The organism is Sphingomonas cellulosilytica (assembly GCF_052321755.1).
In the GTDB taxonomy this organism is placed as follows: Bacteria; Pseudomonadota; Alphaproteobacteria; order Sphingomonadales; family Sphingomonadaceae; genus Sphingomonas.
On record NZ_JBQRTT010000005.1, the window covers coordinates 36,281 to 60,563 of the forward strand.

General features: G+C 68.6%; 24 protein-coding genes. 13 read left to right on the forward strand and 11 right to left on the reverse strand.

What is annotated here, in order from left to right:
- Positions 1-85: 85 nt before the first annotated feature.
- Positions 86-493 carry an EF-hand domain-containing protein gene (locus tag ACTZQ5_RS09650; RefSeq protein ID WP_443584968.1) on the forward strand — a complete coding sequence of 136 codons (408 nt, stop codon included), beginning with the start codon at positions 86-88 and terminating at the stop codon, positions 491-493.
- Between the two features lie 151 nt (positions 494-644).
- On the opposite strand, the gene ACTZQ5_RS09655 is transcribed toward ACTZQ5_RS09650, so the two are convergent.
- Genes ACTZQ5_RS09655 through ACTZQ5_RS09665 form a run of 3 tightly spaced genes read right to left on the reverse strand, consistent with a single transcriptional unit; the run spans position 645 to position 3,336 of the window.
- Positions 645-1,874 carry a class I SAM-dependent methyltransferase gene (locus ACTZQ5_RS09655; protein ID WP_443584969.1) on the reverse strand — a complete coding sequence of 410 codons (1,230 nt, stop codon included), beginning with the start codon at positions 1,872-1,874 and terminating at the stop codon, positions 645-647.
- A gap of 17 nt (positions 1,875-1,891) precedes the next feature.
- Complete coding sequence (locus ACTZQ5_RS09660) at positions 1,892-2,638, reverse strand: molybdopterin-dependent oxidoreductase (RefSeq protein ID WP_443584970.1); 747 nt, start codon at positions 2,636-2,638, stop codon at positions 1,892-1,894.
- Complete coding sequence (locus ACTZQ5_RS09665) at positions 2,635-3,336, reverse strand: cytochrome b/b6 domain-containing protein (protein WP_443584971.1); 702 nt, start codon at positions 3,334-3,336, stop codon at positions 2,635-2,637. Before ACTZQ5_RS09665 ends, ACTZQ5_RS09660 begins: the two co-directional genes overlap by 4 nt.
- Positions 3,337-3,362: 26 nt before the next feature.
- On the opposite strand from ACTZQ5_RS09665, the gene ACTZQ5_RS09670 reads away from it, so the two are divergent.
- Entirely contained in the window at positions 3,363-3,980 is a 618-nt protein-coding gene (locus ACTZQ5_RS09670) for a flavin reductase family protein (protein WP_443584972.1), read from the forward strand.
- A 92-nt stretch (positions 3,981-4,072) separates the two neighbouring features.
- Here ACTZQ5_RS09670 and ACTZQ5_RS09675 read toward each other — a convergent pair whose 3' ends face one another.
- Genes ACTZQ5_RS09675 through ACTZQ5_RS09690 form a run of 4 tightly spaced genes read right to left on the reverse strand, consistent with a single transcriptional unit; the run spans position 4,073 to position 7,247 of the window.
- The gene (locus ACTZQ5_RS09675) at positions 4,073-4,831 is read right to left on the reverse strand and encodes a sulfite exporter TauE/SafE family protein (protein WP_443584973.1); all 759 of its coding nucleotides are present in this window, start codon (positions 4,829-4,831) and stop codon (positions 4,073-4,075) included.
- Between the two features lie 9 nt (positions 4,832-4,840).
- Positions 4,841-6,049: a dual-specificity RNA methyltransferase RlmN gene (gene rlmN, locus ACTZQ5_RS09680; protein WP_443584974.1), complete on the reverse strand. Its 1,209-nt coding sequence runs from the start codon at positions 6,047-6,049 to the stop codon at positions 4,841-4,843.
- A gap of 32 nt (positions 6,050-6,081) precedes the next feature.
- Positions 6,082-6,591, reverse strand: coding sequence for a hypothetical protein (locus tag ACTZQ5_RS09685; protein WP_443584975.1), 510 nt, complete (start codon positions 6,589-6,591; stop codon positions 6,082-6,084).
- Positions 6,588-7,247 (reverse strand): histidine phosphatase family protein, encoded by a 660-nt coding sequence (locus tag ACTZQ5_RS09690; protein WP_443584976.1) that lies wholly within the window; start codon positions 7,245-7,247, stop codon positions 6,588-6,590. Before ACTZQ5_RS09690 ends, ACTZQ5_RS09685 begins: the two co-directional genes overlap by 4 nt.
- Positions 7,248-7,380: 133 nt before the next feature.
- Here ACTZQ5_RS09690 and ACTZQ5_RS09695 point away from each other — a divergent pair, with 133 nt between their 5' ends.
- Complete coding sequence (locus tag ACTZQ5_RS09695) at positions 7,381-7,983, forward strand: outer membrane protein (RefSeq protein WP_443584977.1); 603 nt, start codon at positions 7,381-7,383, stop codon at positions 7,981-7,983.
- Positions 7,984-8,102: 119 nt separating this feature from the next.
- Positions 8,103-9,218 carry a DNA polymerase III subunit beta gene (gene dnaN / locus ACTZQ5_RS09700; RefSeq protein WP_443584978.1) on the forward strand — a complete coding sequence of 372 codons (1,116 nt, stop codon included), beginning with the start codon at positions 8,103-8,105 and terminating at the stop codon, positions 9,216-9,218.
- Positions 9,219-9,570: 352 nt separating this feature from the next.
- On the opposite strand, the gene ACTZQ5_RS09705 is transcribed toward dnaN, so the two are convergent.
- The 3 genes from ACTZQ5_RS09705 to ACTZQ5_RS09715 all read right to left on the reverse strand — a co-directional run bounded on the left by ACTZQ5_RS09705 (position 9,571) and on the right by ACTZQ5_RS09715 (position 14,054).
- On the reverse strand, positions 9,571-10,302 hold the full coding sequence (locus ACTZQ5_RS09705; protein WP_443584979.1) for a class I SAM-dependent methyltransferase: 732 nt from the start codon (positions 10,300-10,302) through the stop codon (positions 9,571-9,573).
- Positions 10,299-11,426 carry a peptide chain release factor 2 gene (prfB, locus tag ACTZQ5_RS09710; RefSeq protein ID WP_443584980.1) on the reverse strand — a complete coding sequence of 376 codons (1,128 nt, stop codon included), beginning with the start codon at positions 11,424-11,426 and terminating at the stop codon, positions 10,299-10,301. Before prfB ends, ACTZQ5_RS09705 begins: the two co-directional genes overlap by 4 nt.
- 114 nt (positions 11,427-11,540) lie before the next feature.
- Positions 11,541-14,054 (reverse strand): penicillin-binding protein 1A, encoded by a 2,514-nt coding sequence (locus ACTZQ5_RS09715; RefSeq protein WP_443584981.1) that lies wholly within the window; start codon positions 14,052-14,054, stop codon positions 11,541-11,543.
- Between the two features lie 299 nt (positions 14,055-14,353).
- Here ACTZQ5_RS09715 and ACTZQ5_RS09720 point away from each other — a divergent pair, with 299 nt between their 5' ends.
- Together ACTZQ5_RS09720 and ACTZQ5_RS09725 are read left to right on the forward strand one after the other, a co-directional pair.
- A complete protein-coding gene (locus ACTZQ5_RS09720; RefSeq protein WP_443584982.1) occupies positions 14,354-15,706 on the forward strand; it encodes a M48 family metalloprotease in 1,353 nt (450 codons plus the stop codon).
- Entirely contained in the window at positions 15,703-16,416 is a 714-nt protein-coding gene (locus ACTZQ5_RS09725) for a DsbA family protein (protein WP_443584983.1), read from the forward strand. Before ACTZQ5_RS09720 ends, ACTZQ5_RS09725 begins: the two co-directional genes overlap by 4 nt.
- A 12-nt stretch (positions 16,417-16,428) precedes the next feature.
- Here ACTZQ5_RS09725 and ACTZQ5_RS09730 read toward each other — a convergent pair whose 3' ends face one another.
- Entirely contained in the window at positions 16,429-16,818 is a 390-nt protein-coding gene (locus tag ACTZQ5_RS09730) for a JAB domain-containing protein (RefSeq protein ID WP_443584984.1), read from the reverse strand.
- 99 nt (positions 16,819-16,917) lie between these two features.
- Between ACTZQ5_RS09730 and ACTZQ5_RS09735 the strand changes: the two genes are divergently transcribed.
- From ACTZQ5_RS09735 to ACTZQ5_RS09765, 7 genes are all read left to right on the forward strand, one after another.
- Complete coding sequence (locus ACTZQ5_RS09735) at positions 16,918-17,712, forward strand: thymidylate synthase (protein ID WP_443584985.1); 795 nt, start codon at positions 16,918-16,920, stop codon at positions 17,710-17,712.
- Positions 17,709-18,170 carry a dihydrofolate reductase gene (locus tag ACTZQ5_RS09740; protein WP_443584986.1) on the forward strand — a complete coding sequence of 154 codons (462 nt, stop codon included), beginning with the start codon at positions 17,709-17,711 and terminating at the stop codon, positions 18,168-18,170. Before ACTZQ5_RS09735 ends, ACTZQ5_RS09740 begins: the two co-directional genes overlap by 4 nt.
- A gap of 148 nt (positions 18,171-18,318) precedes the next feature.
- A complete protein-coding gene (locus tag ACTZQ5_RS09745) occupies positions 18,319-19,509 on the forward strand; it encodes a dipeptidase (protein WP_443584987.1) in 1,191 nt (396 codons plus the stop codon).
- 11 nt (positions 19,510-19,520) lie between these two features.
- Positions 19,521-20,450, forward strand: coding sequence for a bifunctional riboflavin kinase/FAD synthetase (locus ACTZQ5_RS09750; RefSeq protein ID WP_443584988.1), 930 nt, complete (start codon positions 19,521-19,523; stop codon positions 20,448-20,450).
- A gap of 33 nt (positions 20,451-20,483) precedes the next feature.
- The gene (gene ileS / locus ACTZQ5_RS09755; protein WP_443584989.1) at positions 20,484-23,285 is read left to right on the forward strand and encodes an isoleucine--tRNA ligase; all 2,802 of its coding nucleotides are present in this window, start codon (positions 20,484-20,486) and stop codon (positions 23,283-23,285) included.
- The gene (lspA, locus tag ACTZQ5_RS09760) at positions 23,278-23,787 is read left to right on the forward strand and encodes a signal peptidase II (protein ID WP_443584990.1); all 510 of its coding nucleotides are present in this window, start codon (positions 23,278-23,280) and stop codon (positions 23,785-23,787) included. The genes ileS and lspA overlap by 8 nt, the downstream gene beginning before the upstream one ends.
- A complete protein-coding gene (locus tag ACTZQ5_RS09765) occupies positions 23,780-24,193 on the forward strand; it encodes a DUF3035 domain-containing protein (RefSeq protein WP_443584991.1) in 414 nt (137 codons plus the stop codon). Before lspA ends, ACTZQ5_RS09765 begins: the two co-directional genes overlap by 8 nt.
- Positions 24,194-24,283: the final 90 nt, after the last annotated feature.

Sequence of the window (24,283 nt, forward strand, 5' to 3'; positions counted from 1 at the left end):
CGGCGCGAGGCGCAACGTCTGCGTTCACCGCGGGTTTAGGGGGGCAGCTTTACCACCACCCGCACATCGATCCATCGGAGACGTCATGGTCCGCCCCTCGCTTGCCCTGTTGCCGCTGTTCCTGCTCGCCACGCCCGCCCTCGCCGCGGACAAGGTGGACCCCAAGCTGCGCGCGGAATTCGATAAGTCCGACCTCAATCACGACGGTTTCCTCAGCCGTGCGGAGGTGGAGGCGCGCGTCGACCGGATGGACGTCGGCAAGCAGAAGATGGCGCCGGGCAAGGCCAAGGCGATCGCCGGCGCCTTCTTCAACACCGCCGACGCCAATCACGACGGCAAGGTCTCGCCGGTCGAGATGCAGGGCCTCTTCCGCGCGCTCGCCTCGCGCTACGATACCAACCATGACGGCGTCGTCAGCCTGGAGGAACGCGCCGCCGCCCGTGCCGCCGTGGTCGGCCCGCCGGCGGGTGCCGGCGCGCCGAAGGGGCGGTAAGTGCCGGTCGTTACGTCCTGACCCTAACCGTAGTCATCCCGCGCAGGCGGGGATCCATAGCCGCAGGACTATCGGCTCCATCTCCAGCCGTCGTGATTATGGATCCCCGCCTGCGCGGGGATGACGGTTGAAGGGGACGGAGGGCGACGCCCTACCGCCCCCTGAGCGCCCGCTCGCCGTCGATCATGTAATCGCGGGTGATCGGCAGTTCGGTGCGGCTGCGGCTGAACTGGATCTGGAAATTGACCAGCCCGCCATTCTCGAACGCGTTGGCGGCGCCGGCGAGGTAGAAGGTCCACATCCGGTAGAAGCGCTCGTCGTAGAGCGCGATGATCGCATCCTTCGCGGCCAGCGTGCGGCGATACCATTCGTGCAGCGTATAGGCGTAATGGAGCCGCAGCACCTCGACGTCGGTGAGGAACAGCCGCAGGCCCTCGAACGCCGCAATCGTCTCCGACAGCGCGGGATTGTAGCCGCCGGGGAAGATATATTTGGTCGTCCAGTCGTCGGTGACGCTCGGCGGCCCCAACCGGCCGATCGTGTGCAGCAGCATCACGCCGTCGTCGGTCAGCAGGTCGCGGCATTTGCGGAAGAAGGTGCGGTATTGCGGCGGCCCGACGTGCTCGAACATGCCGACCGAGACGATGCGGTCGAAACGGCCCTCCACCCGGCGATAGTCGATCAACTCGAACTTCACCCGGTCGGCGACACCTGCCGCGGCCGCGCGTTCGCGCGCGATCTTGAGCTGTTCTTCCGACAGCGTGACGCCCAGCACCTCGCAGCCGAAATGCTTGTTCAGGTATAGCGCCATCCCGCCCCAGCCGCAGCCAATGTCGAGGATGCGCATCCCCGGCCGGATCGCCAGCTTGGCGGCGATATGCGCAAGCTTGTCCGACTGCGCCTGTTCGAGCGCATTGTCGGGATCGGTGTAATAGGCGCAGCTGTATTGCTTGTCGGCGTCGAGGAACAGGTCGTAGAGCCGCGCCGACAGGTCGTAATGGTGCGCGACGTTCTTCTTCGAACGGCGCTCCATGTTGATCCGGTCGAGCCGGTGCTTCACTGCGCCGAGGCCGCGCACGAAGGCGGAGGGCTTGAGCGCATTCTGGCCGCGCTCGAACGCGTTGTTGCGCTTCATCAGGCGCACGAGGCCCATGATGTCGTCGTCGTCGACGGTCAGCCGCCCGTCCATGTACATCTCGCCCGCCGCCAGTGCCGGGTTGCGGACGATACGTGCGGCGACGCCGCGGTCGGCGAAGCGGATGGTGATATGGCCGTATGCGGGATCGGGCGTGCCGAAGGTCGCGGGCGGCTTGCCGGGACGGTGGAGGGTCAGTTGGCCACGCTTCACGGCGCGGCTGAGGAACATATCGATCAGCGCCATGGCGACGCTCTAATCACCTAGATGCCGGCATACCAATCGTAATCGACAACGTCTTCCCAATAGCCGCCTTTCCCCCGGCCGATGGCGGCAAGATCGGCGACGGCGCGGATGCCGGTGACGTATTTGGCATGTTTGTAGCCCAGCTGGCGCTCGACGCGCAGCCGCACCGGCGCACCATGCGGCACGGTGAGGCGCGCGCCGTTCATCTTGAGCGCCAGGATGGTCTGCGGGTGGAAGGCGTCGACCGTATCGATCGATTCGTAATAAGGCTGGCCATTGTAGAGGTCGGCGCAGGTGAAGACGACGTAGCGCGCCGAACGCCGCATGCCCGCCGCATGCAGCACCGTGCCCAGCATCGGCCCCTGCCACTGGCCGATCGCGCTCCACCCCTCGACGCAGTCGTGGCGGGTGATCTGCGAGCGCGCGGGCATCGCGGCAAGCTGGGCGAGGCTCAGCGACAGCGGCCGGTCGACGAGGCCGTCGACCGTCAGGCGATAGCTGGCGAAGCCGTCCGCCACCATCGCGGCATAGGCGGGCGTGCCGGGATCGCGCGTGCCGTTGGCGCGGAAGATCGGCGACATCTGTTCGCGGGTGAATTCGGGGGCGAGCGCGCCGCGGTCGAGCAGCGCGCGCTGGAGCCCCATGTGCATATCCTCGCCCGCGAACAGGATCTTGCGTGCCTGCGGGTTGGCGACCACCTTGTCGCAGCCGGCGAGCAGCAGGCCGGCACCGCCGGCGAGCAGGGAGCGGCGGGGCAGGATCATGCGCGCGGCTCCCGCCAGCGGCCGGTCAGCATCGAGCGGACCTCGTTAACCGCCCCCGCTAGGATGACGAGCGCGAGATGGATCACCACAAAGCCGCCCAATGCGGCGCAGGTGATGAAGTGGATCGACCGCGCCGATTGCCGCCCGCCGAAGATCTCCAGCAGCCACGGCCATGCCGCATCCATACCGGGTGAAAGTGCAAGGCCGGTGAAGATCATCACCGGCAGCATGACGAACAGGACGAGGATGTAGCTCCACTTCTGCAAGCTGTTGTAGGCGCCGGGATCGTCGGGGTCGTGGAAGCGGAAGTTCCAGTGATCGCGCACGTCCTCCGCCAGATGGCGGGCGCTGACGTCGGCGCGGGTCAGCCGCAGCCGCCTGACGTGGCGATTGACGAGGCTCGCGATCAGAAAGGCGAGCAGGCCGAAGGCGAGCACCAGGGCGAAGAACAGGTGCCAACGCCGCGACAGCGCCAGATTGTAGTTCGCGGGAATCGTGATCCACGCCGGAAACCGCGGCAGCTGCGCCCAGGCATGATCGAAGTTCGCGCCGTAGTGCCCCCAATAGAGGCGCGGATGCGCGTTGGAGATGCCGAGGCCGCTGCCGATTAGCACGAACACCGCGACGGCATTGACCCAATGCCACAGGCGCGTCGCCAGTGCGTGACGGTAGACGGAGGTGCCGGGGCTTGGGTTCATAGCCCGGATGTAGCAGGAACATGGCCATGACCGAATGGCATTTCTACGAACCGCACGCCGGCCACCGCCTGCGGCACGATCCGCTCAACGCGATGGTCGCGCCGCGGCCGATCGGCTGGATCAGCAGCGTGTCGGCGACGGGCGTGCGCAACATCGCGCCCTACAGCTTCTTCAACCTGCTCAACTACGCGCCGCCGCTGATCGGCTTTTCGTCGATGGGGTGGAAGGACAGCGTCGCCAATATCGCCGCGACGGGTGAGTTCGTCTGGAACCTCGCGACGCGCGACCTCGCCGAGGCGATGAACGCGACCTCCGCCACGGTGGGCGCCGAGGTCGACGAATTCGACCTCGCCGGCCTCGCGACGGCGCCCTCGCGGCTGGTCCGGCCCGAGCGGGTCGCGGCTAGCCCGGTGGCGTTCGAATGCAAGCTGACCCAGCTGATCCGCCTCAAGACCCGCGAGGGGCGCGACCTCGACCAATGGCTGGTGATCGGCGAGGCGCTCGGCATCCACATCGACACCGCCATGCTGGACGGCGGCGTCTATCAGACCGCCCGCGCCCGCCCGATCCTGCGCGGCGGCGGCCCGGCGGATTATTTCGAGATTGGCGAGGGCGACCTGTTTCGGATGCGGCGGCCGGGATAAGGGGTTTCCCTCCGTTTGCCTTGAGCTTGTCGAAGGGCGTGGGTTTCACCGTGCTTCGACAGGCTGAGCACGAACGGTGGTTGTGCGGCGTGTCACCCGTACGCCCGCCAGAAGAACACGATCGTCGTCACCACCGTCACCAGCAGCGTCCACCCGCGGATGACCCCGGCGGGCAGCCGCCGCCCGACCAGCGCGCCGAGCCAGCCGCCGACGATCGATCCCGCCATCATCGGCAGGCAGAGCGCCCAGGCGACCATGCCCGACATGACGAACACGATCGTCGCCGCGCTGTTCGCCACCGCCAGCATCAGCGTCCGCGGCGCGGCGAGCGACGCCGGCGACGCGCCGGTCAAGAGGCCCCACAGAGCGGTCAGCATCATGCCGATGCCGCCACCAAAATAGCCGCCGTAGATGCCGAGCAGCGCCTGGCCCGCCGCGATCGAGCGCGGTCCGGCGGCAAAGCGCGTGCTCAGCCAGTCCGATGCATGCCGGCCGAGCGCGATGGCGATCGTCGCGGCGAGCAGCAGCCAGGGCACGATCACGTCGAACGCACGCGCCGGCGTCCACGCCAGCAGCAGGCTGCCGGCCAGCCCGCCGGTGAAGGTGATCGCGGACAGCGCCCGCACCGAGACGCCGCCGATCGGGGCAAGCCCGCCGCGATAGGCCCAGGCGCTCGCCACCGCGCCGGGCTGCACCGCGACGTTGCTGGTCGCATTGGCGACGGTGGAGGGCAGGCCCAATGCGATCAGCGTCGGCATCGTCGCGAACGATCCGCCGCCCGCCAGCGCATTCATCCCCCCGCCGAGCACGCCCGCGCCCGCGGCGAGCGCGAGCGCCGCCCAGTCCGTCACGAGACGCGATCAGCCAAGCGCGGCCATCTTTTCGGCAGCTTCGCGATCCATCTGCGCGCGGCTCTTCTTTTCGGCAGCGGTCTTGAGCTGCCCGCAGGCGGCGTCGATGTCGCGGCCGCGCGGGGTGCGCACCGGCGCCGAGATGCCGCCTTCGAAGATGATGTCGCTGAACCGCCGCACCCGCTCCGGCGTCGAGGTGTCGTAGGGCGCGCCCGGCCAGGGGTTGAACGGGATCAGATTGACCTTGGCGGGCAGCTTGTACTTGCGCAGCAGCCGGACGAGCTCGTGCGCCTCCTCGTCCGAATCGTTCTTGTCCTTCAGCATCACATATTCGAACGTGATGCGCCGCGCGTTGTTGGCGCCCGGATAGTCGGCGCAGGCCTGCAACAGCTCCTCGATGCCGTATTTCTTGTTGAGGGGGACGATCTCGTCGCGCACCTCCTTGGTGACGGCATGCAGCGACACCGCGAGGTTGACCCCGATCTCTTCGCCCGCGCGCGCCATCATCGGCACGACGCCGCTGGTCGACAGCGTGATGCGCCGCTTGGAGAGCGCCAGGCCGTCGCCGTCCATCACCAGTTTCAACGCATCGCGCACATGGTCGAAATTGTAGAGCGGCTCGCCCATGCCCATCATCACGATGTTGGTGAGCATGCGCCCCTCGGGCTGGCTCGGCCATTCGCCCAGGGCATCGCGCGCCAGCATCACCTGGCCGACGATCTCGCCCGCGGTCAGGTTGCGGACGAGGCGCATCGTGCCGGTGTGGCAGAAGCGGCAGTTGAGCGTGCAGCCGACCTGGCTCGACACGCACAGCGTGCCGCGATCGGCGTCGGGGATGAACACCGCCTCGTAATCCTGCCCGTCGGGCGAGCGCAGCAGCCACTTGCGCGTGCCGTCGGTCGACACCTGCGCCTCGACCACCTCCGGCCGGCCGATGACGAAGCGCTGCTCCAGCCACGGGTGCTGCGCCTTGGCGATATCAGTCATCTGCGCGAATTCGGTCGCGCCGCGATTGTAGAGCCAGTGCCAGATCTGCTTGGCACGCAGCTTCGCCTGGCGCGGCTCCATCCCGGCCTCCAGCAACGTCTCGCGCAGCGCGTCCTTGCCAAGGCCGATAAGGTCGATCCGCCCGTCGGCACGCAGCGACGGCGCGCGGGGAACGGGCACGGGATCGATATGGCCCGGAATGGGCATGGGCGGGGCAACGCTGTCGAGCATCGCGGGCATATAGCGGCAAACCGGCCGGATTTCTATCCCGCCCTGCTGGCTCCAGCACCGACCCTGGCACACGCCAGCGTCGCCGCGTCGATGGCGGTGGCGGCGCCGGGGAGGGGGTAGACGTCGGCGAAGGGGCGGCCGCCTGTGGCGACGGCCTCGACGCTCATGCTGCGGGCGGAGCGGAGCGCGGCGACGATGGCGCGGTCGCTGGGGGCGTCGGCGGCCCAGGCGTCCAGGCCGTTGGCGACCAGTTCGAAGCGCCGCTCGCCCACGGTCAGCGTCACCGGCGCGGCGCGGTCGCGCGGGCGTGAGAGGCGGACGTGCAGCGAGGCGGCAAGGCCGCGCCCCGGCCAGGTCGCGACGCTGGCCCAGCCGGAGCGGCGCCCGCCGGCCATGACCGGCCGGGCGATGGCATAGCAGCGGCGCGGGTGCGCATCGCGGAACGCGCCCCAGCTCTTGAAGACGCCGAGCGCCGCGCGCGCGCCGGGTGCCGCCGGCGCAGGCGCGGCCAGTGCCAGTGCCGCGGCCAGCCACGCCGTCACGCCGGCCCGCCGCCGGTGCCGCGGTGGATCACCGTCTCCACGCCGCGCTCGATCATCACCAGCGACCCTTGCGGCAGCCCGGCGGCGATCGGTGCGCCCCATTCGGGATGGGGAGGCGTGCCCGTCATCACGCCGCGCAGCACCCGGCTGGAGATGCCGTGCATGATGACGAGGCGGTCGCCGTCATCGTCCGCAGTGTCCGCCAGCCAGCCCGACACGCGGCTGGCGATGGCGCGATAATCCTCGCCGTCCGGGGCGGGGCGGAGCAGCCCCTCCGGCGTCACCACGGGGCCGACCGCGTCGATCACCTCGGCATAATAGCGCCCGCCCCAGCTGCCCATGCCGATCTCGACGAGGCGCGGGTCGGTCTGCGTGCCGTGCCAGTCGCGTTCGAGATGTTCGGCCATCACCGCCAGCGTCTGGAGCGCCCGCCCGGTCGGCGAGGCCCAGAGCGTCAGCGCGGGTGCCGGCCCCAGCGTCGTGCGCAGCGCCCGCCCCATCTCCTCGGCCTGGGCGAAGCCGGCGCGGGTGAGCGGGGTGTGCGGATGGTCGCCTTGTAGCCGCGCGGCGGCGTTGAACACCGTCTCGCCATGCCGGGCGATGAAGTCGCGGCCCTTGCGGGGGGGTAGGGCGGGCGGGGCGGGGGGCGGCGTCATCCGGCCGGTGTCGGGGCGCTGTGGCGCAAAAGCAACGGTTTTCCGTGTTTAGCTGAGGTTCATGCAACGCCGGCGCGCATCGACCATTGGAGCCGCACGCCCCGCCGTCGGGGTGTCAGTTACGGAGTTGCTTATGCGTACCCTCATCCTCGCCGCGCTTGCCGCCGGCACGCTCGCCACGCCCGCCCTCGCGCAGACCGCCGGCGCGCCGTTCACCGGCTTGCGCATCGAAGGCGTCGCCGGTTACGACGCGCTGCGCGACGGCCACGACAAGACCGATGGCTTCGTCTACGGCGGCGCGGTCGGCTATGACGTGCAGCTCAACAACCTGGTCGTCGGGGCCGAGGGCGAGCTGACCGGCTCGACCGCCGACACCCGCACCAACAACCTCATCACCTCGGGCGACCGCTTCCGCGTCGGCATGGGCCGCGACCTGTATGTCGGCGCGCGCGTCGGCTTCCCGCTCAATCCGACGACCATGGCCTATGCCAAGGGCGGCTACACCAACGCCCGCGTCGAGACGCGCTACGACATCGGCACCACCAGCACGCGCGACCACAGCGATCTGGACGGTTTTCGCCTCGGTGCCGGCCTGGAGCACCAGATCGGCGCGAGCACCTACATCAAGGGTGAATACCGCTATTCGAACTATGGCCGCGCCAACGGATCGGTCAGCAGCTACGATATCGACGCCGACCGCCACCAGCTGGTGGCAGGCGTCGGAATGCGCTTCTGATCCTAACCGGCTGTTAACCGGAATCGTCCGAGGGGTCGGGGTGCTTGCTCCGACCCCTTTTTCGTGGGTAGGACTGTCGGTGAACACGCCCCGGACTCGGGGGACGGGGGTTATAATCCATGAAGGCGACGATCGAACGCGCAACGCTCCTCAAGGGGCTGAGCCATGTCCAGTCCGTGGTGGAGCGGCGCAACACCATTCCGATCCTGTCGAACGTGCTGCTGGAGGCGACCGCCGAGGGACAGCTGCGGCTGATGGCGACGGACCTCGACCTGCAGATCAACGAATCGGTCGCGGCGGCGGTGGACCAGCCGGGCTCCACCACCGTATCGGCGCACACGCTGTTCGACATCGCGCGGAAGCTGCCCGACGGCAGCCAGGTGCAGCTGACCGCGGCGGAAGGGCGGATGACCATCGTCGCCGGGCGCGCGCGCTTCAGCCTCGGCACGCTGCCGCGTGACGACTTCCCGGTCATCGCCGAGGGCGAGCTGCCGACGCAGTTCGAGATCCCGGCCGACACGCTGAAGCAGATCATCGACAAGACGCGCTTCGCCATCTCGACCGAGGAAACGCGCTATTACCTCAACGGTATCTTCCTCCACGTGCAGGACGACGCCAGCGAACCGACGCTGAAGGCGGCGGCGACCGACGGCCATCGCCTTGCCCGCGTCACGCTGCCGCGGCCGGACGGCGCGGCGGGGATGCCCGACGTGATCGTGCCGCGCAAATGCGTCGGCGAATTGCGCAAGCTGCTCGACGAGGTCGACGGATCGGTCGGCGTGTCGCTGTCGGGCACCAAGATCCGCTTCGACCTGGGCCAGGCGATCCTGACCAGCAAGCTGATCGACGGCACCTTCCCCGATTATTCGCGCGTCATCCCGACCGCGAACGACAAGATCCTGAAGCTCGATCCGCGCAGCTTCGAAGAGGGCGTCGACCGCGTGTCGACGATCGCGACGGAAAAGACCCGCGCGGTGAAGATGGCGCTGGATCGCGACAAGATCACGCTGTCGGTGACCAGCCCCGAGAACGGCACCGCCGCCGAAGAGGTGCCGGGCGATTATGCCGCCATGCCGTTCGAGATCGGCTTCAACAGCCGCTACCTGCTCGACATCCTCGGCCAGATCGACGGCGACGTGGTGGAGGTCCACCTCAACGACGCCGCCGCGCCGACCCTGATCCGCGAGAACGACAAGGCGCCGGCGCTGTACGTGCTGATGCCGATGCGGGTGTGACGGGGGAGGGGGCTGGCGCCGCGGTGGCTGGCCTCCTTGCTGTGCCAAAAGGCGCGGCCGGTAGGATCGAACGCGATTCATCGTTCGGCGTGAGCGTGTCGAAGCGCCTGAGTCTCACCTGTGCTTCGACAGGCTCAGCACGAACGGGTTAGGGTGCCGTCGTCTTTGGAGTGTCGCGCGCGCACTCGGCCCATCTTGGAGCCTCAAGCGATCACGCTCGACCCGCTTTGCAGCGTCGAACGGTTACCCTTGATCCGTTCGCCCTGAGCCTGTCGAAGGGCACCTCGCCGCAAGCACATCGCTCGTGGAAATCACGCCGCGAGCGGCACGCGCATCATTCGCCCGAAAAACGTCAGTCCTTCAGCACGCAGGGCTTGATCGCCTCGGGCTCCGGCCGCGGGCCGACGGCCTGGAAGGTCGCCATATAGCCGCCCGCCGAGGGCATGTCGGTCATCGCGACCTGGCGATATCCTACCGCCTCGAACTCGCAGCGCAGCAGGGCCGGCGGCGTGCCGTGGTTCTGCGTCTGCCGGTTGGCGTCGACCACGACCACCAGTCCGTCGGGCTTCAGCGAGGGGCGCATCCGCCAGAGGAATTCGTAGGGCTGCGCGATCTCGTGGTACATGTGGACCATCAGCACCCGGTCGAAGCTTGCCGGCGGCAGTTTGGGATCGGCCGGCGCGCCGAGGCGCACCGAAACGTTCTCCAGGTCCTCGCGCGCGACGCGTTCGGCCAGCGTGTCGCGGACGCCGGCGACGATGTCCTCCGCCAGCACCCGGCCGGTCTTGCCGACGCGCTGGGCGAGGCGGATGGTGTAATAGCCTTCGCCCGCACCGATGTCTGCGACGGTCATGCCCTTGGCGATACCCGCCTTGTTCATCACCTCCGACGCTTCGTTGAGCCGGTCGCGCGCCTCCTCGTTCGACCAGCGCGACGAGACGATATGCGCGACCGGGCGATCGGCGGCGGGAAACTGCGGCGGCTTCTCGTCGCGCTTGATGAGCGGCTTGGACCCGTCGCACGCGCTCGCCCCGAGCGTCAGCCCGGCGCAGGCGGCAAGGGAGAGGGCCCGGACGAGTCTCAATCGACGTCCTCCACCTCGACCTTTTCGCCGGTCACCCGCTGCGACAGCGCCGCCGCCATGAAGGGGTCGAGCGCGCCGTCGAGCACGTCGCCGGGCGCGGTCGAGGTGGTGCCGGTGCGCAGGTCCTTCACCAATTGATACGGCTGAAGGACGTAGGAGCGGATCTGGTGGCCCCAGCCGATATCGGTCTTGGTCGCGTTCTCGGCGTTGGCGGCCTGTTCGCGAATCGCGAGTTCGCGCTCGTACAGGCGTGCGCGCAGCTGGTTGTACGCCTCCGCCTTGTTCTTGTGCTGCGAACGCTGGTTCTGGCACTGCACGACGATGCCGGTCGGAATGTGGGTGATGCGGACGGCCGAATCGGTGGTGTTGATGTGCTGGCCGCCGGCACCGGACGCACGATAGGTATCGATGCGCAGGTCGCTCTCGTTGTATTCGACCTCGATATTGTCGTCGATCACCGGATAGACCCACACGCTGGAAAAGCTGGTGTGGCGGCGCGCGGCGCTGTCGTAGGGGCTGATGCGGACCAGCCGGTGAACGCCGCTTTCGGTCTTGGCATAGCCATAGGCGTTCTCGCCCTTGACCAGCAGCGTCGCGGACTTGATCCCGGCCTGCTCGCCGGCGTGATAGTCGATCAGTTCGACCTTCATGCCGCGGCGTTCCGCCCAGCGCGTGTACATGCGTTGCAGCATGCCCGCCCAGTCCTGGCTCTCGGTGCCGCCGGCGCCGGAGTTGATCTCGATATAGGTGTCGTTGGCGTCGGCCTCGCCGGCGAGCAGCGCCTGGATCTTGTCGTGATCGGCCTTTTGCGCGAGCGCGGCGAGCGCCTCGACGCCCTCCGCCTCCATCGCGGTGTCGCCCTCGGCCTCGGCCATATCGATCAGTTCGACGGTGTCGTCGAGTTCCGACTGGATCGCGCGGGTCGCGGTGATCGCCTCGTCCAGGCGACGACGCTCGCGCATCACCTCCTGCGCGGCCTTGGGGTCGTTCCACAACGCCTGGTCCTCGACGCGGGCGTTGAGTTCGTCGAGACGGCGGAGCGCACGGTCCCAATCGAGGAACCGGCGCAGCAGCGCCAGCGCCTCTTTGATGCTGTCGACGTGGGACTGCGCTTCGGCGCGCATCGAGTTTCTCCAATCACAACCGTCATGCCAGCGAAGGCTGGCATCTCGTGCGGCCAAGGTGGCGCCTCACGAGGAAGATCCCAGCCTTCGCTGGGATGACGAACCTGTTTCCCGCTAGTAGATTCCGCCTTCCCTTTGCAAGAAGTCGCTGTCGCGCGGGGCCTGAGTCGGCTTGGCGGCAGCGGTGGGCGCGGCGGCCGGCGCCGGGCCGCGGCGGATCGCGCGGCGCGGCTCGCTCTGCGGCTTGAACGCTTCCCAGATCACCGCGGCCTTGGGATCGGTATCGGTCGGGAAGGTGCCGTAGACCGGCCGTCCGCTGCCGCGATCGATCCGCACCATGCGGATGCCCGCGGGCGCGCGGAACGGCACCTTTTCCAGCCCCTCATACGCCTTGACCGCGAATTCCTTGAAGATCGGCGCCGCGAAGGTGCCCCCCTGCGCATAGCCACCGAGGTTCGAGGGCGTGTCGTAGCCGACGTAGAGGCCGCCGATGAACTGCGGCGTGCCGCCGATGAACCACACGTCGGTCGGGCCGGTGGTGGTGCCCGTCTTGCCCATCATCGGCCGGTCGAGATCGCGCAGCACGGTGGCGGTGCCGCGCTGGATGACGCCTTCGGTGATGTGCACCATCTGGTAGGCGGTCATCGCGTCGATCGCCTGGCGGGTGCGGTCGCCGGGGCGGGGCATCGCCTTACCGTTCCAGTCGCGCGCGTTGCAGCCATCGCAGGCGCGCCAGTTCTCCGGCAGGATCACCTTGCCATGCCGGTCCTGCACGAAGTCGATCAGCGTCGGCGCATGGGCGCGGCCCTGGTTGGCGAGCGTCGCATAGGCGTTGACCATGCGGGTGACGGTGGTGACGCCGGCGCCGAGCGCATTGGCGAGATAGGGCTGATAGTCGCCGACGCCCATGCGCTTCATCACGTCGACCACCTTGGGCATGCCGGTGGTCGCGGCGGCGCGGACGGTCATCAGGTTGCGCGACTGTTCGATCCCCCAGCGCATCGTATGCGGGCCGGCGCCGCGCGAGCCGCCGAAGTTGCGGAAGCATTTGTTGCCCAGGCGAGCGCCCTGATAGACGCAGAACGGGCCGTCGATGATGATCGAGGCGGGCGACATGCCGTTTTCGAGCGCGGCGGAATAGACGATCGGCTTGATCGTCGACCCCGGCTGGCGCAGCGCCTGCGTCGCGCGATTGAACGCCTGCAACCGGCTGTCGAAGCCGCCCTGCATCGCCAGGATGCGCCCGGTCGCCGGCTCCTCGACGACGAAGCCGCCGGAGATCTTGGGCACCGAACGCAGCGCATAGGCATCGCCCTCGGGCGCGACCGCGATGACGTCGCCCGGCTTGATCGCCGCAAAGGCGGTGCCGCCCTTGCCCCGCACCGGCATCTGCGCGCTCCAGCGCGGCAGCGTGCCGGTCTTGCCGTCGGCGAAGCCCAGGCTCCAGGCGTTGCCGTCGCGCCCGATGACGATGGCGGCACGCCAGTCGCTGTAGTCGAGCCCGATGTTGGTGTTGAGCAGCGGCTGCAGCCACGCATCGCCCTCGATGTCCTTGTGCGCGAGCGGCCCCGACCAGCCACGGCCGCGATCGTAGCGCAGCAGGCCGTCGCGCAGTGCCTGCGCGGCGAGGTCCTGCAATCGCGTGTCGAGGCTGGTGCGCACCCACAGCCCGCCCTGGTAGACGCCATAAGGGCCATCGCGCGCCGTCTCGCCGAACTTGTCGATCAGCTGGCGGCGCACCTCTTCGACGAAATAGCCGCCGACCCGCTCGAACTTGGGCGTCCGCCGCAGGATCGTGCCGAGCGGTTCGGCGACCGCCTGATCGTGCTGTGCTTGCGTGATGAAGCCGTTGCGCAGCATCTCGCCGAGCACATAGTTGCGCCGCGTCATCGCCCGGTCGGCATGGCGGACGGGATCGTAGTTCGACGGCCCCTTGGGCAGGATGGCGAGATAGGCGAGCTGGGCAAGATCGAGCTCGTCCAGTTCCTTGTCGAAATAGGCGTGGCTCGCGGCCTCCACGCCGAACGCGTTGCGGCCGAGCGCGATCTGGTTGAGGTACAGTTCCAGGATCTGCGGCTTGGTCAACGTATCCTCGATCTTGTACGCGAGGATCGCCTCCTTCAATTTGCGCGTCGGCGAATATTCGTTGCCGATCAGCAGGTTCTTGGCGACCTGCTGGGTGATGGTCGATCCGCCCTTGGCGCGGCGGCCACTGCCGAACTTGCGAACGTAATCGATCACCGCGCCGCCGAGGCCCGGATAGTCGACGCCGTGGTGCTCGAAGAAGGTCTTGTCCTCGGCCGCGAGGAAGGCGCGGACCAGCAGCGGCGGATATTCGGAGAAGGACAGCTCGACGCGCCGTTCGCGGGCGTAGGACTGGATCGGCGTGCCGTCGGCGCCGCGCACGTTGGTCGGCAGCGGCGGCTCGTAGGTACGCAGTTGATCGACCGAGGGGAGGCCGCGCAGGATCGTCAGCCACAGAACGGCATAGGCGATGGCGGCGAGCACGGCGAGGATCGCCAGCCCCTTCACCCACCACCGCCCCCAGGCCCGCCGGGCAAGGCCGCGCAAGCCACCGCGTTCGCGGAAGACGGTGAAACGGGTGGTGCGGGGTGCTTCGGACGCCATGATACTGGGGGCCGCGTGTAGCAGGTTCGGGCGCGGTTGCCAGCCTGCGAGGCGCATCATTCCTCCCTGGCACGGGGAGGGGGACCGCGACGCGTGGCGGCGTGGTGGAGGGGCAGCCACGGGCGGCAGCGCTGCTTGGCTGCCCCTCCGTCACCGCTTTGCGGCGCCACCTCCCGTGCCGGGGAGAAATGGGAAGGTTCAATCGACGTTCACCCGCCGCGCCCTACCGCCGGGCGCATGTGCGCTCGTTTGCCCGTGACCTTCTCCCGCCCCGGTCCTATGATCCCCCGGTGCCTGCCATGAAGCGCCTCCTCGTCGTTGCCGCCGCCTCGATCCTGCTCGCCGCGCAGCCGGTGCAGGCGCAGTCGATCCTGCGCGATGCGGAAACGGAGGCGATGTTCTCCGACATGTCGGTGCCGCTGGTGAAGGCTGCGGGGCTGTCGCCGCGCGACGTCAAGGTCGTGCTGATCAACGACGATTCGATCAACGCCTTCGTCGCCGGCGGGCAGACGGTGTACGTCCATTCAGGGCTGCTCCAGGCGGCGGCGAACGCCAACCAGGTGCAGGGCGTCATCGCGCACGAACTGGGCCACGTCGCCGACGGTCACGTCGTGCTGGCCGATGCGGGCATCAAGCCGGCGATGAACATCACCCTGCTGTCGATGGTGCTGGGCCTTGCCGCCGTGGCGGCGGGGGCGGGCGAGGCGGGGGCGGGGCTGATGGCGCTCGGCCAGTCCGCCGGCATGGGCAAGTATCTGGCGTTCAGCCGTACCCAGGAATCCTCCGCCGACGCGGCGGGCGCGCGCTTCCTCAACACCGCGGGCATCACCGGCAAGGGGATGCTGAGCTTCTTTCGCGTGTTGCAGCAGCAGGAATATCGCTACGGCGTCGAGAACATCGATCCGTTCATGCAGACGCACCCGCTGTCGGGTGAGCGCATCCAGCACCTGTCCGCGGTGCTGCAGGAATCGCCGGCGTGGAACAAGCCGTCCGACCCGGCCCTGGAGGAGCGCTTCCGCCGGGTGAAGGCGAAGCTGGAGGGCTATGTGATGAGCCCGGAGCGCACGCTGAAGGATTATCCGGAAACCGACACCAGCCTCTACGGCCATTATGCGCGCGCCTATGCCTTCCACAAGGCGGGCTATCCGGCCAAGGCGGACGCCGAATCGCTGGCGCTCATCAAGGCGAAGCCGGACGATCCCTATTTCCAGGAAATCCGCGGCCAGATCCTGCTGGAGGCCGGGCGGCCGACGGATGCGCTCGGCCCCCTGCGTGCCGCGACCGAGGGATCGCGCAACAATCCGCTGATCGCCACCACCTTCGGCCACGCGCTGATCGCGACGGAGGACAAAGCGCATTATCCCGAGGCGATCCGCGTGCTGCGCGTCGCCACCGGGCGCGACGACGACAATCCCTTCGCCTGGTATCAGCTCGGCACCGCCTATGAACTGACCGGCGACACCGCACGCGCCGCGCTCGCCACCGCCGAGCGCGCGAGCATGCAGGGCGACCAGCGTACCGCGGCACAGAGCGCCCGCTATGCGCTCGCCAACATTCCCGCCAACACGCCGGACTGGATCCGCGCACAGGATATCGTCATGGCCGCGCAGAACGACATGGAAGACAATCCCAAGAAGTACAAGAAACGGTGAGCCGCCTCACCCTGCCGCTGATCGCGGGGCTGGGCGCCGTGATCGGCGCCGGCGCCGTCTGGAGCTACGACCGCTTCGCCGCCCCCGCTGGCGCCGATCGCGCCAGGATCGAGCGGGTGGTGCACGATTATATGCTGGCCCATCCCGAAATCCTGCCGCAGGCGATGCAGCGCTTGCAGGAGCAGCAGTCCGGGCAGGCGGTGGCGGCCAATCGGCAGGCGATCGAAACGCCGTTCGGCAGCGCCTGGGCGGGCAATCCCAAGGGTGACGTCACGCTGGTCGAATATTTCGATTACAATTGCGGCTATTGCCGTGCGTCGCTGCCGCTGATCGCCGACCTGCTGAAGCGCGATCCCAAGCTGCGCATCGTCTATCGCGACCTGCCGATCCTGTCGGATGAAAGCCGCATCGCCGCCCGCGCCAGCCTGGCGGCGGCGCAGCAGGGCAGGTTCCAGGCGTTTCACGATGCGCTCTATGCCGGCGGGCCGGTGAGCGAGGCGTCGATCGCCGCCGCCGCGGCCAAGGCCGGCGTGTCGCTCGCCACGATCGACGTCGCCAAGCTGGATGCCGAGATCGCCAAGAACATGGCGGTCGCGGCGAAGCTGGGGATGAACGGCACGCCCAGCTGGGTGGTCGGCGATCGCGTGCTGTCGGGTGCGTTGCCGATCGAGGAGATAGAAAGCGCGATCACGGCGGCGCGGGCGGGGTAGGGCGCGCGTTCCTCACATCCAGCCTGTATGGCGCAGGCTGACGAACCCGTCGCCCGCGACGATCAGATGGTCGACCAGCGTCAGCCCGACCGCCTCCGCAATGCGGATCAGGGCGCGGGTATAGGCAAGGTCGGCGGCGCTGGGTTCGGGCAGGCCGCTCGGGTGGCCATGCCCCAGCACCAGCGCCGCCGCGTCCAGCCGCAGCGCCTCGCCGATGATCGTGCGCAGCGGCGGTGCGACCGCGGTGGCGCTGCCGGTGAAATCGGAGCGGCCGAGATAGCTCCATTCCGGATCCAGATAGAGCACGCGTGCCCGCTCCACTCCATCGTGCGCCAGATCGGCGAACATCGCCGCCGCCTCGCGCGGGCCGGTGATGCGGGGAAGGGCGGGGGATGCGGTCACGCCCCGTTGTCGCCGGCCGCAGGACCGGGGGCACGCAGGATCGCCGCCGTTTCGGAGCGACGCTTGGCGCGGCGCATGCGAGCGGCTAGGCCATCACGGATGCGTCAATATCTCGACCTCATGGACCGCGTGCTGACCAGCGGTGCCGAGCAGATGGATCGTACCGGCACCGGCACGCTGTCCGTCTTCGGCGCGCAGATGCGATTCGATCTTGCCCAGGGCTTTCCGGTGCTCACCACCAAGAAGCTGCATCTGCGTTCGATCATCATCGAATTGCTGTGGTTCCTGCGCGGCGACACCAATGTGCGCTGGTTGCAGGACCGGCGGGTGAGCATCTGGGACGAATGGGCCGACGAGGGCGGCGACCTCGGCCCCGTCTACGGCAAGCAGTGGCGGGACTGGGAAACCGCCGACGGGCGCCATATCGACCAGATCAAGGAGCTGATCGAACAGATCCGCACGCAGCCCGCCTCGCGCCGCCAGATCGTGTCCGCCTGGAACCCCGGCGACCTCCACGCGATGGCGCTGGCGCCGTGCCATTGCCTGTTCCAGACGCATGTCGCGAACGGCCGGCTGTCGCTGCAACTCTACCAGCGGTCGGCCGATATCTTCCTGGGCGTGCCGTTCAACATCGCCAGCTATGCGCTGCTGACCCACATGCTGGCGCAGCAATGCGGGCTGGAGGTCGGCGAGTTCGTCTGGACCGGCGGCGATTGCCACCTCTACAGCAACCATCTCGACCAGGCGCGGATGCAGCTGGCCCGCCAGCCGGGGCCGCTGCCGCGACTGGAGATCCTCCGCCAGCCGCCGGCGATCGACGCCTATGAATATGAGGATTTCGTCCTCCACGATTACGAGGCGCAGCCGCATATCAAGGCCGCCGTGGCGATATGATCAGCTTCCATCTCGCCCGCGCCGCCAATGGCGTCATCGGCCGGGATGGGCAGCTGCCGTGGCGGCTGCCTGCCGATCTCAAGCGCTTCAAGGCGCAGACGATGGGCCGGCCGATGGTGATGGGCCGCAAGACCTTCGACAGCTTCCCCGCGCCGCTGCCGGGCCGCCGCCACATCGTGCTGACCCGCGATGCCGGCTGGTCGGCGGCGGGTGCGGAGGTGGCGCACACCCCCGAACAGGCGCTGGCGCTGGCGGGGGACGACGTCGCGGTGATCGGCGGCGCGGAGGTGTTCGCGCTGTTCCACGCCGACCGGATCGAGCTGACCGAGGTGCATGGCGACTATCAGGGCGACGCGGTCGTCCCGCCCTTCATTGGCTATCGTGAGATCGCGCGCGAGGATCATCCCGCAGAGGGGGAGCGGCCGGCGTATAGTTTCGTGACGTTGGTGAGGATCTAAATTCCTCCCCCGCCAGGGGGAGGTGGCGCGGCGAAGCCGTGACGGAGGGGGGGGACAGGGTGGAGCATCGTTGCGAAGGACATCGCTTACCTCCCCCTTCGTCAGCGCTGGCGCGCTGCCACCTCCCCCTGGCGGGGGAGGAGTGAAGGTGCGGCGCTGGCCCATCATCGTCGCCGCGCTGCTGCTCCTCGCCGGCATCGGCTTCTTCGGCATCGCGCCGATCCTCGTCGAGCGATCCATCAACCGCGTCGTTGCGGTGTCCATCCGGGTCACCCCGCGCGCCGCGGCGCTGCACCGCCGCCTCGCCATCGCCGACATGCACGCCGACACCCTGCTGTGGCGGCGCGACATGCTCGCGTCGGGCACGCGCGGCCAGGTCGACCTGCCGCGGCTGGAGGCGGGCAACGTCGCGCTCCAGGTCTTCTCCTCGGTCACCAAGACGCCCAAGCACCAGAATTACGATGCCAACGGTGGCGACACCGACAATATCACGCTGCTGACCATCGCCCAGCTGCAACCGCCGCGGACCTGGACCTCGCTGCTCCAGCGTTCGCTCTGGCATGCCGACAAGCTGCACCGCGCTGCTGCCGATTCGTCCGGCCGCTTGCGTGTCGTCGCCAGTGCCGGCGACCTCGACCGCCTGCTTGCCGACCGCGCGCGTGGCCTGGCGCGGCCGGTCGGTGCGATGCTGTCGATCGAGGGGTTGCAGGATCTCGAAGGCGATATCGGCAATCTCGACCGGCTCTACGCCGCCGGTTTCCGCATGGCGGGCATGGCCCATTTCTTCGACACGGATGTGGCCGGATCGATGCACGGCCTCGCCAAGGGCGGCCTGACCCCGCTCGGGCGGCAGGTGATCGCGCGGATGGAGGCCAAGGGCATGATCGTCGACGTGGCGCATGCCAGCCACGCCGCCGTCGCCGATATCCTGCGCATCGCGCGTCGCCCGGTCGTCTCCAGCCACGGCGGCGTGCAGGCGACGTGCCGGGTCAACCGCAACCTGACCGATGACGAGATCCGCGGCATCGCGCGCACCGGCGGAGTGATCGGCATCGGTTATTGGGATGCCGCGATCTGCTCGACCACGCCGGCGGCGGTGGCCCGCGCGATCGCGCATGTCCGCGATGTCGTCGGCATCGACCATGTCGGCCTGGGCTCCGACTTCGATGGCGCGGTGACGACCGGTTTCGATACCAGCCAGCTGGCGGGGATCACCCAGGCACTGCTCGACCGCGGCTTTTCCGATGCGGAGGTCGCCAAGGTGATGGGCGGCAACGTGCTGCGGGTGCTGCGCGCCGGGCTCCAGCCCGCTGTTGCTCCGGCGCCGCGCCAGCCCTAAGGCGCGGGGCGATGGAGCGGCTGGACGGCGGCTCGGCGGTGCCGCGCGATCTCGCCGGCGGGATCGTCGCGCTCGGCAATTTCGATGGATTCCACCTCGGGCACCAGGCGGTGGTCGGGCATGCGGTGGCGCGTGCGCGTGCCGCGGGGCGGCCGGCGCTGGTCGCGACCTTCGATCCGCATCCCGTCCGGCATTTCCGCCCCGATGCCGCGCCGTTCCGGCTGACCACGCTCGATCAGCGGGCGGCGCTGTTCGCCGCCGCCGGCGTGGATGCGATGGTCGTCTTCCAGTTCGATGGCGACCTCGCCCGGCTGTCGGCGGAGCGGTTCATCGCCGAGCGGCTGCACGCCAACCTGTCGGCGGCAAGCGTGGTGACCGGCGAGGATTTCACCTTCGGCCACGGCAAGAGCGGCGACGTCCGCCTGCTCGCGGCGCGTGGCGCGGCGCACGGCTTTACTGCCGAAACGGTGGCGCCGGTGACACTGGATGGCGAGCCGGTGTCCTCCACCCGCATCCGCGATGCGCTGCGCCGCGGCGACCCGCGCACCGCGGCGCGGCTGCTCACCCGCCCGTTCGCGGTGCAGGGCGTCGTTCAGCATGGCGACAAGCTGGGCCGCACGATCGGCTATCCCACCGCCAATCTCGACATGGGGCAGTATCTGCGCCCCGCCTACGGCATCTATGCCGTCACCGGGCGGCTGGCGGATGGCCGCGTGTTGCACGGTGCGGCGAACCTCGGCATCCGCCCCACGTTCGATCCGCCCAAGGAATTGCTCGAACCCTATTTCTTCGACTTCACGGGCGACCTGTACGGCCAGCCGATCGAGGTGGCGCTGATCGACTATCTGCGACCCGAGGCGAAGTTCGACAGCCTGGATGCGCTGACGGCGCAGATGGCCCTCGATTGTGACCGCGCGAGGGACGTGCTGGGTGCGTTGTAAGCGGCACGCATGCACGCTAAGCCCGCCCGACCTATGACCGACGCTTCCGATACCGCCAAGGACTGGCGCGACACCGTCTTCCTGCCGAAGACCGACTTCCCGATGAAGGCGGGCCTTGCCGCCAAGGAGCCGGCGATCCTGGAGCGCTGGGCGCGGATCGGCATCTACGACCGGCTGCGCGAGCAGCGGAAGGGTCGCGAGCTCTTCATCCTCCATGATGGGCCGCCCTACGCCAATGGCGACATCCACATGGGCCATGCGATGAACAAGGTGCTGAAGGACATCATCGTCCGCACCCAGTCGCTGATCGGCAAGGATGCGCCCTACGTCCCCGGCTGGGACTGCCACGGCCTGCCGATCGAGTGGAAGGTCGAGGAGGCCTATCGCGCCAAGAAGCAGAACAAGGACGAGGTGCCGGTCGCGCAGTTCCGCGCCGAATGCCGCGCCTATGCCGATCGCTGGGTCGGCGTGCAGCGCGAACAGTTCCAGCGGCTGGGCGTGATGGGCGACTGGGCCGATCCCTACCTGACGATGAACTACGACGCCGAGGCGACGATCGTCGGCGAATTGCTCAAGTTCGCAGAGTCGGGCCAGCTCTATCGCGGCGCCAAGCCGGTGATGTGGTCGCCGGTCGAGAAGACCGCGCTCGCCGAGGCGGAGGTCGAGTATGAGGACATCATCTCAACCCAGATCGACGTCGGCTTCGAGGTCGCGACCGCGCCGGAGGCGGAGATTCTGGTCGGCGCGACCGCGGTGATCTGGACGACGACGCCCTGGACGATCCCGGTCAACCAGGCGCTCGCCTACAATCCGGCGCTCGATTACGTGCTGTTCGCGAGCGGTGGCCGGCGCTTCCTGGTCGAGGAGAATCTGCTCCCCGCCTTCACCAGGCGGACCGGCCTCAAGATGGAGGAATTCGTCGCGCTGGTGAAGGGCGCCGCGCTGGAGGGCGCGACCGCGCGTCACCCGATGCATGGCCTCGGCGGCTTCTTCGCCCGGCCGCGTCCGTTCCTTCCCGGCGAGTTCGTCACCCGCGACGCCGGCACCGGCCTCGTCCATATGGCGCCCGACCATGGCGAGGACGATTTCCTGCTGTGCAAGGCGCACGGCCTCGAACCGGTATTCGCGGTCGATGGCGCCGGTTTCTACCGCGCCGACTGGGGCTGGCTCGGCGGGCAGGGCAGCGTCATCAACAAGAAGTTCACCGCCGCCGACGGGCCGATCTGCACCGATCTGCGCGGTGTCGGCGCATTGCTGTCGGCATCGGACGATTTCGCGCACAGCTATCCGCATTCGTGGCGGTCGAAGGCGAAGGTGATCTTCCGCGCCACCCCGCAATGGTTCATCCCGATGGACCGGCCGATCCTGCCCGAAGGTGAAGGCCAGTCGAACGGCGCGACGCTGCGCGAGACGGCACTCGACGCGATCGAGCACACCCGCTGGGTGCCGGAGCGCAGCCGCAACCGCATCCGCTCTATGGTGGAGGGGCGGCCCGACTGGGTCATCAGCCGCCAGCGCGCCTGGGGCGTGCCGATCGCGCTCTACGTGCATCGCGAGACGGGCGAATATCTCAACGATCCCGCGGTCAACGCGCGCATCGTCGACGCCTTCCGCCAGGGCGGGGCGGATGCCTGGTTCACCGCCGATCATCAGGCGCTGCTCGGCGCCGATCACGCGCTCGCCGACTACGAGCCGCAGAACGACATCCTCGACGTGTGGTTCGACAGCGGCTCGACCCATGTCTTCACCGTCGAGGCGCGGTATGGCGAGGACATCCGCGCCAACCTGTATCTCGAAGGCAGCGACCAGCATCGCGGCTGGTTCCAGTCGTCCTTGCTCGAAAGCTGCGGCACCCGCGGCCGCGCGCCCTATGACGCGGTGCTGACCCACGGCTTCGCGCTCGACGGCCAGGGCCGCAAGATGTCGAAGAGCCTCGGCAACGTCGTCGATCCGTTGAAGGTGATCGGCGAAAGCGGCGCCGACATCCTCAGGATGTGGGTCGCCTCGACCGACTATTTCGACGATGTGCGCATCGGCAAGGAGGTGCTCGGCACCGCCAGCGACGGCTATCGCAAGCTCCGCAACACCTTCCGCTACCTGCTTGGCGCGCTCGACGGTTTCAGCGAGGCGGAGCGGGTCGAGGTGGAGGCGATGCCCGAACTCGAACGCTATGTGCTGACGCTGCTCGGCCAGCTCGACGTCGACCTGCGCGAGGCGGCGGACGCCTATGAGCTCAACCGCTACCTGCGCCGCCTGACCGATTTCGCCAACGAGGACCTGTCGGCCTTCTTCTTCGATATCCGCAAGGATTCGCTCTATTGCGATGCCGCGGACGATCCCAAGCGGCGCGCCTATCGCACCGTGCTCGACGTGCTGTTCCACGCGCTCGTCCGCTATGCGGCACCGATCCTCTGCTTCACCGCGGAAGAGGTATGGCAGGCGCGCTTCCCGAGCGAGGATGGGTCGGTGCACTTCCTCGAATGGCCGGACCTGCCGGCGCTGCCCGGCGACGATCCGGTCGGCACCGACTGGGCCGACGTGCGCCGCCTGCGTGCGAGCGTGACCGAGGCGATCGAGCCGCTGCGCCGTGCCAAGACGGTGCGATCGAGCCTGGAGGCGGAGGTGAGCGTGCCGGCGATGCCGCTGTCCGCCGATGCGCTGGCCGAGACGTTCATCGTCGCGCGCGTGGCCAAGGGCGAGGAGGTGGCGGTGACCCGCACCGACTATCGCAAATGCGGCCGCTGCTGGCGGCATCTGCCCGAGGTGAGTGTCGACGGCGACCTGTGCGCGCGATGCGAAGGCGTGGTGGGTGAAGGCGTGGTTGGCCATGCGTAAGCTTCCCGTCGCGGGGCTGGCTACTGCCGCCTTGCTCTTCCTCGCCGATCAGTTGTCCAAGTTCGCGGTCACCGACGTGCTGCAATTGAACGAGCTGACCGCCGAGCGGACGATCACGCCGTTCTTCAACCTGCGCTTCGTCGCCAACCACGGCATCTCGCTGGGGCTGCTCCACGCCGACAGCAACACCATGCGCTGGGCATTGGTGGCGATGACCGGCGCCATCGCGGTGGCGGTCGCGGTGTGGATGACGCGGGAGAGCAACCGCGCCGACCGTATCGCGCTGGGCGCGATCCTGGGCGGCGCGCTCGGCAACATCGTCGACCGCGTGCGCTTCGGCTATGTGGTCGATTTCGCCGACCTGCATTTCGGCGACTGGCGCCCGTTCCTCGTCTTCAACGTCGCCGATGCGGCGATCACCCTCGGCGTGCTGGTGCTGCTTGTCCGCGCGCTCCTGATGCGCGACAAGCGCGACGTTCCCACGGAGAATCCCCATGCGTAAGTCAGTTCCGATTCTCGCCGGCCTCGCCTGCGTCGTCCTGCTCTCCGGTTGCGGCAAGCGTGGGTTCGACCGGGCGCGCCCCGATGAATTCGCCGTCGCGCGCCAGGCGCCGCTGGTGATCCCGCCCGATTACGCGCTGGTCCCGCCGCAGCCGGGTGCCGCCCGCCCGCAGGACAATGCCACCACCGCGCAGACGCTCGACGCGCTGTTCGGCAGCAACACGCAGCGTTCGGCGGCGGAGAACGGCGTGCTCAACCAGGCCGGCGGCGACAACGCCGATGCCGGCATCCGCTCCGCGGTGGGCGATCCCGACACCAATGTCGTCGACAAGGGCGCCACCACCCGCGACATCGTCGCCGCACCGGAAAGCGACGGCCAGGACGCCAAGGCCTCGGCGACGAAGTAACCTGAAGTCCTCCCTCGGCACAGCCGGGGGAGGGGGACCGCGGCCGAAGGCCGTGGTGGAGGGGGCTTCGCCACAAGCACGACGTTTGTC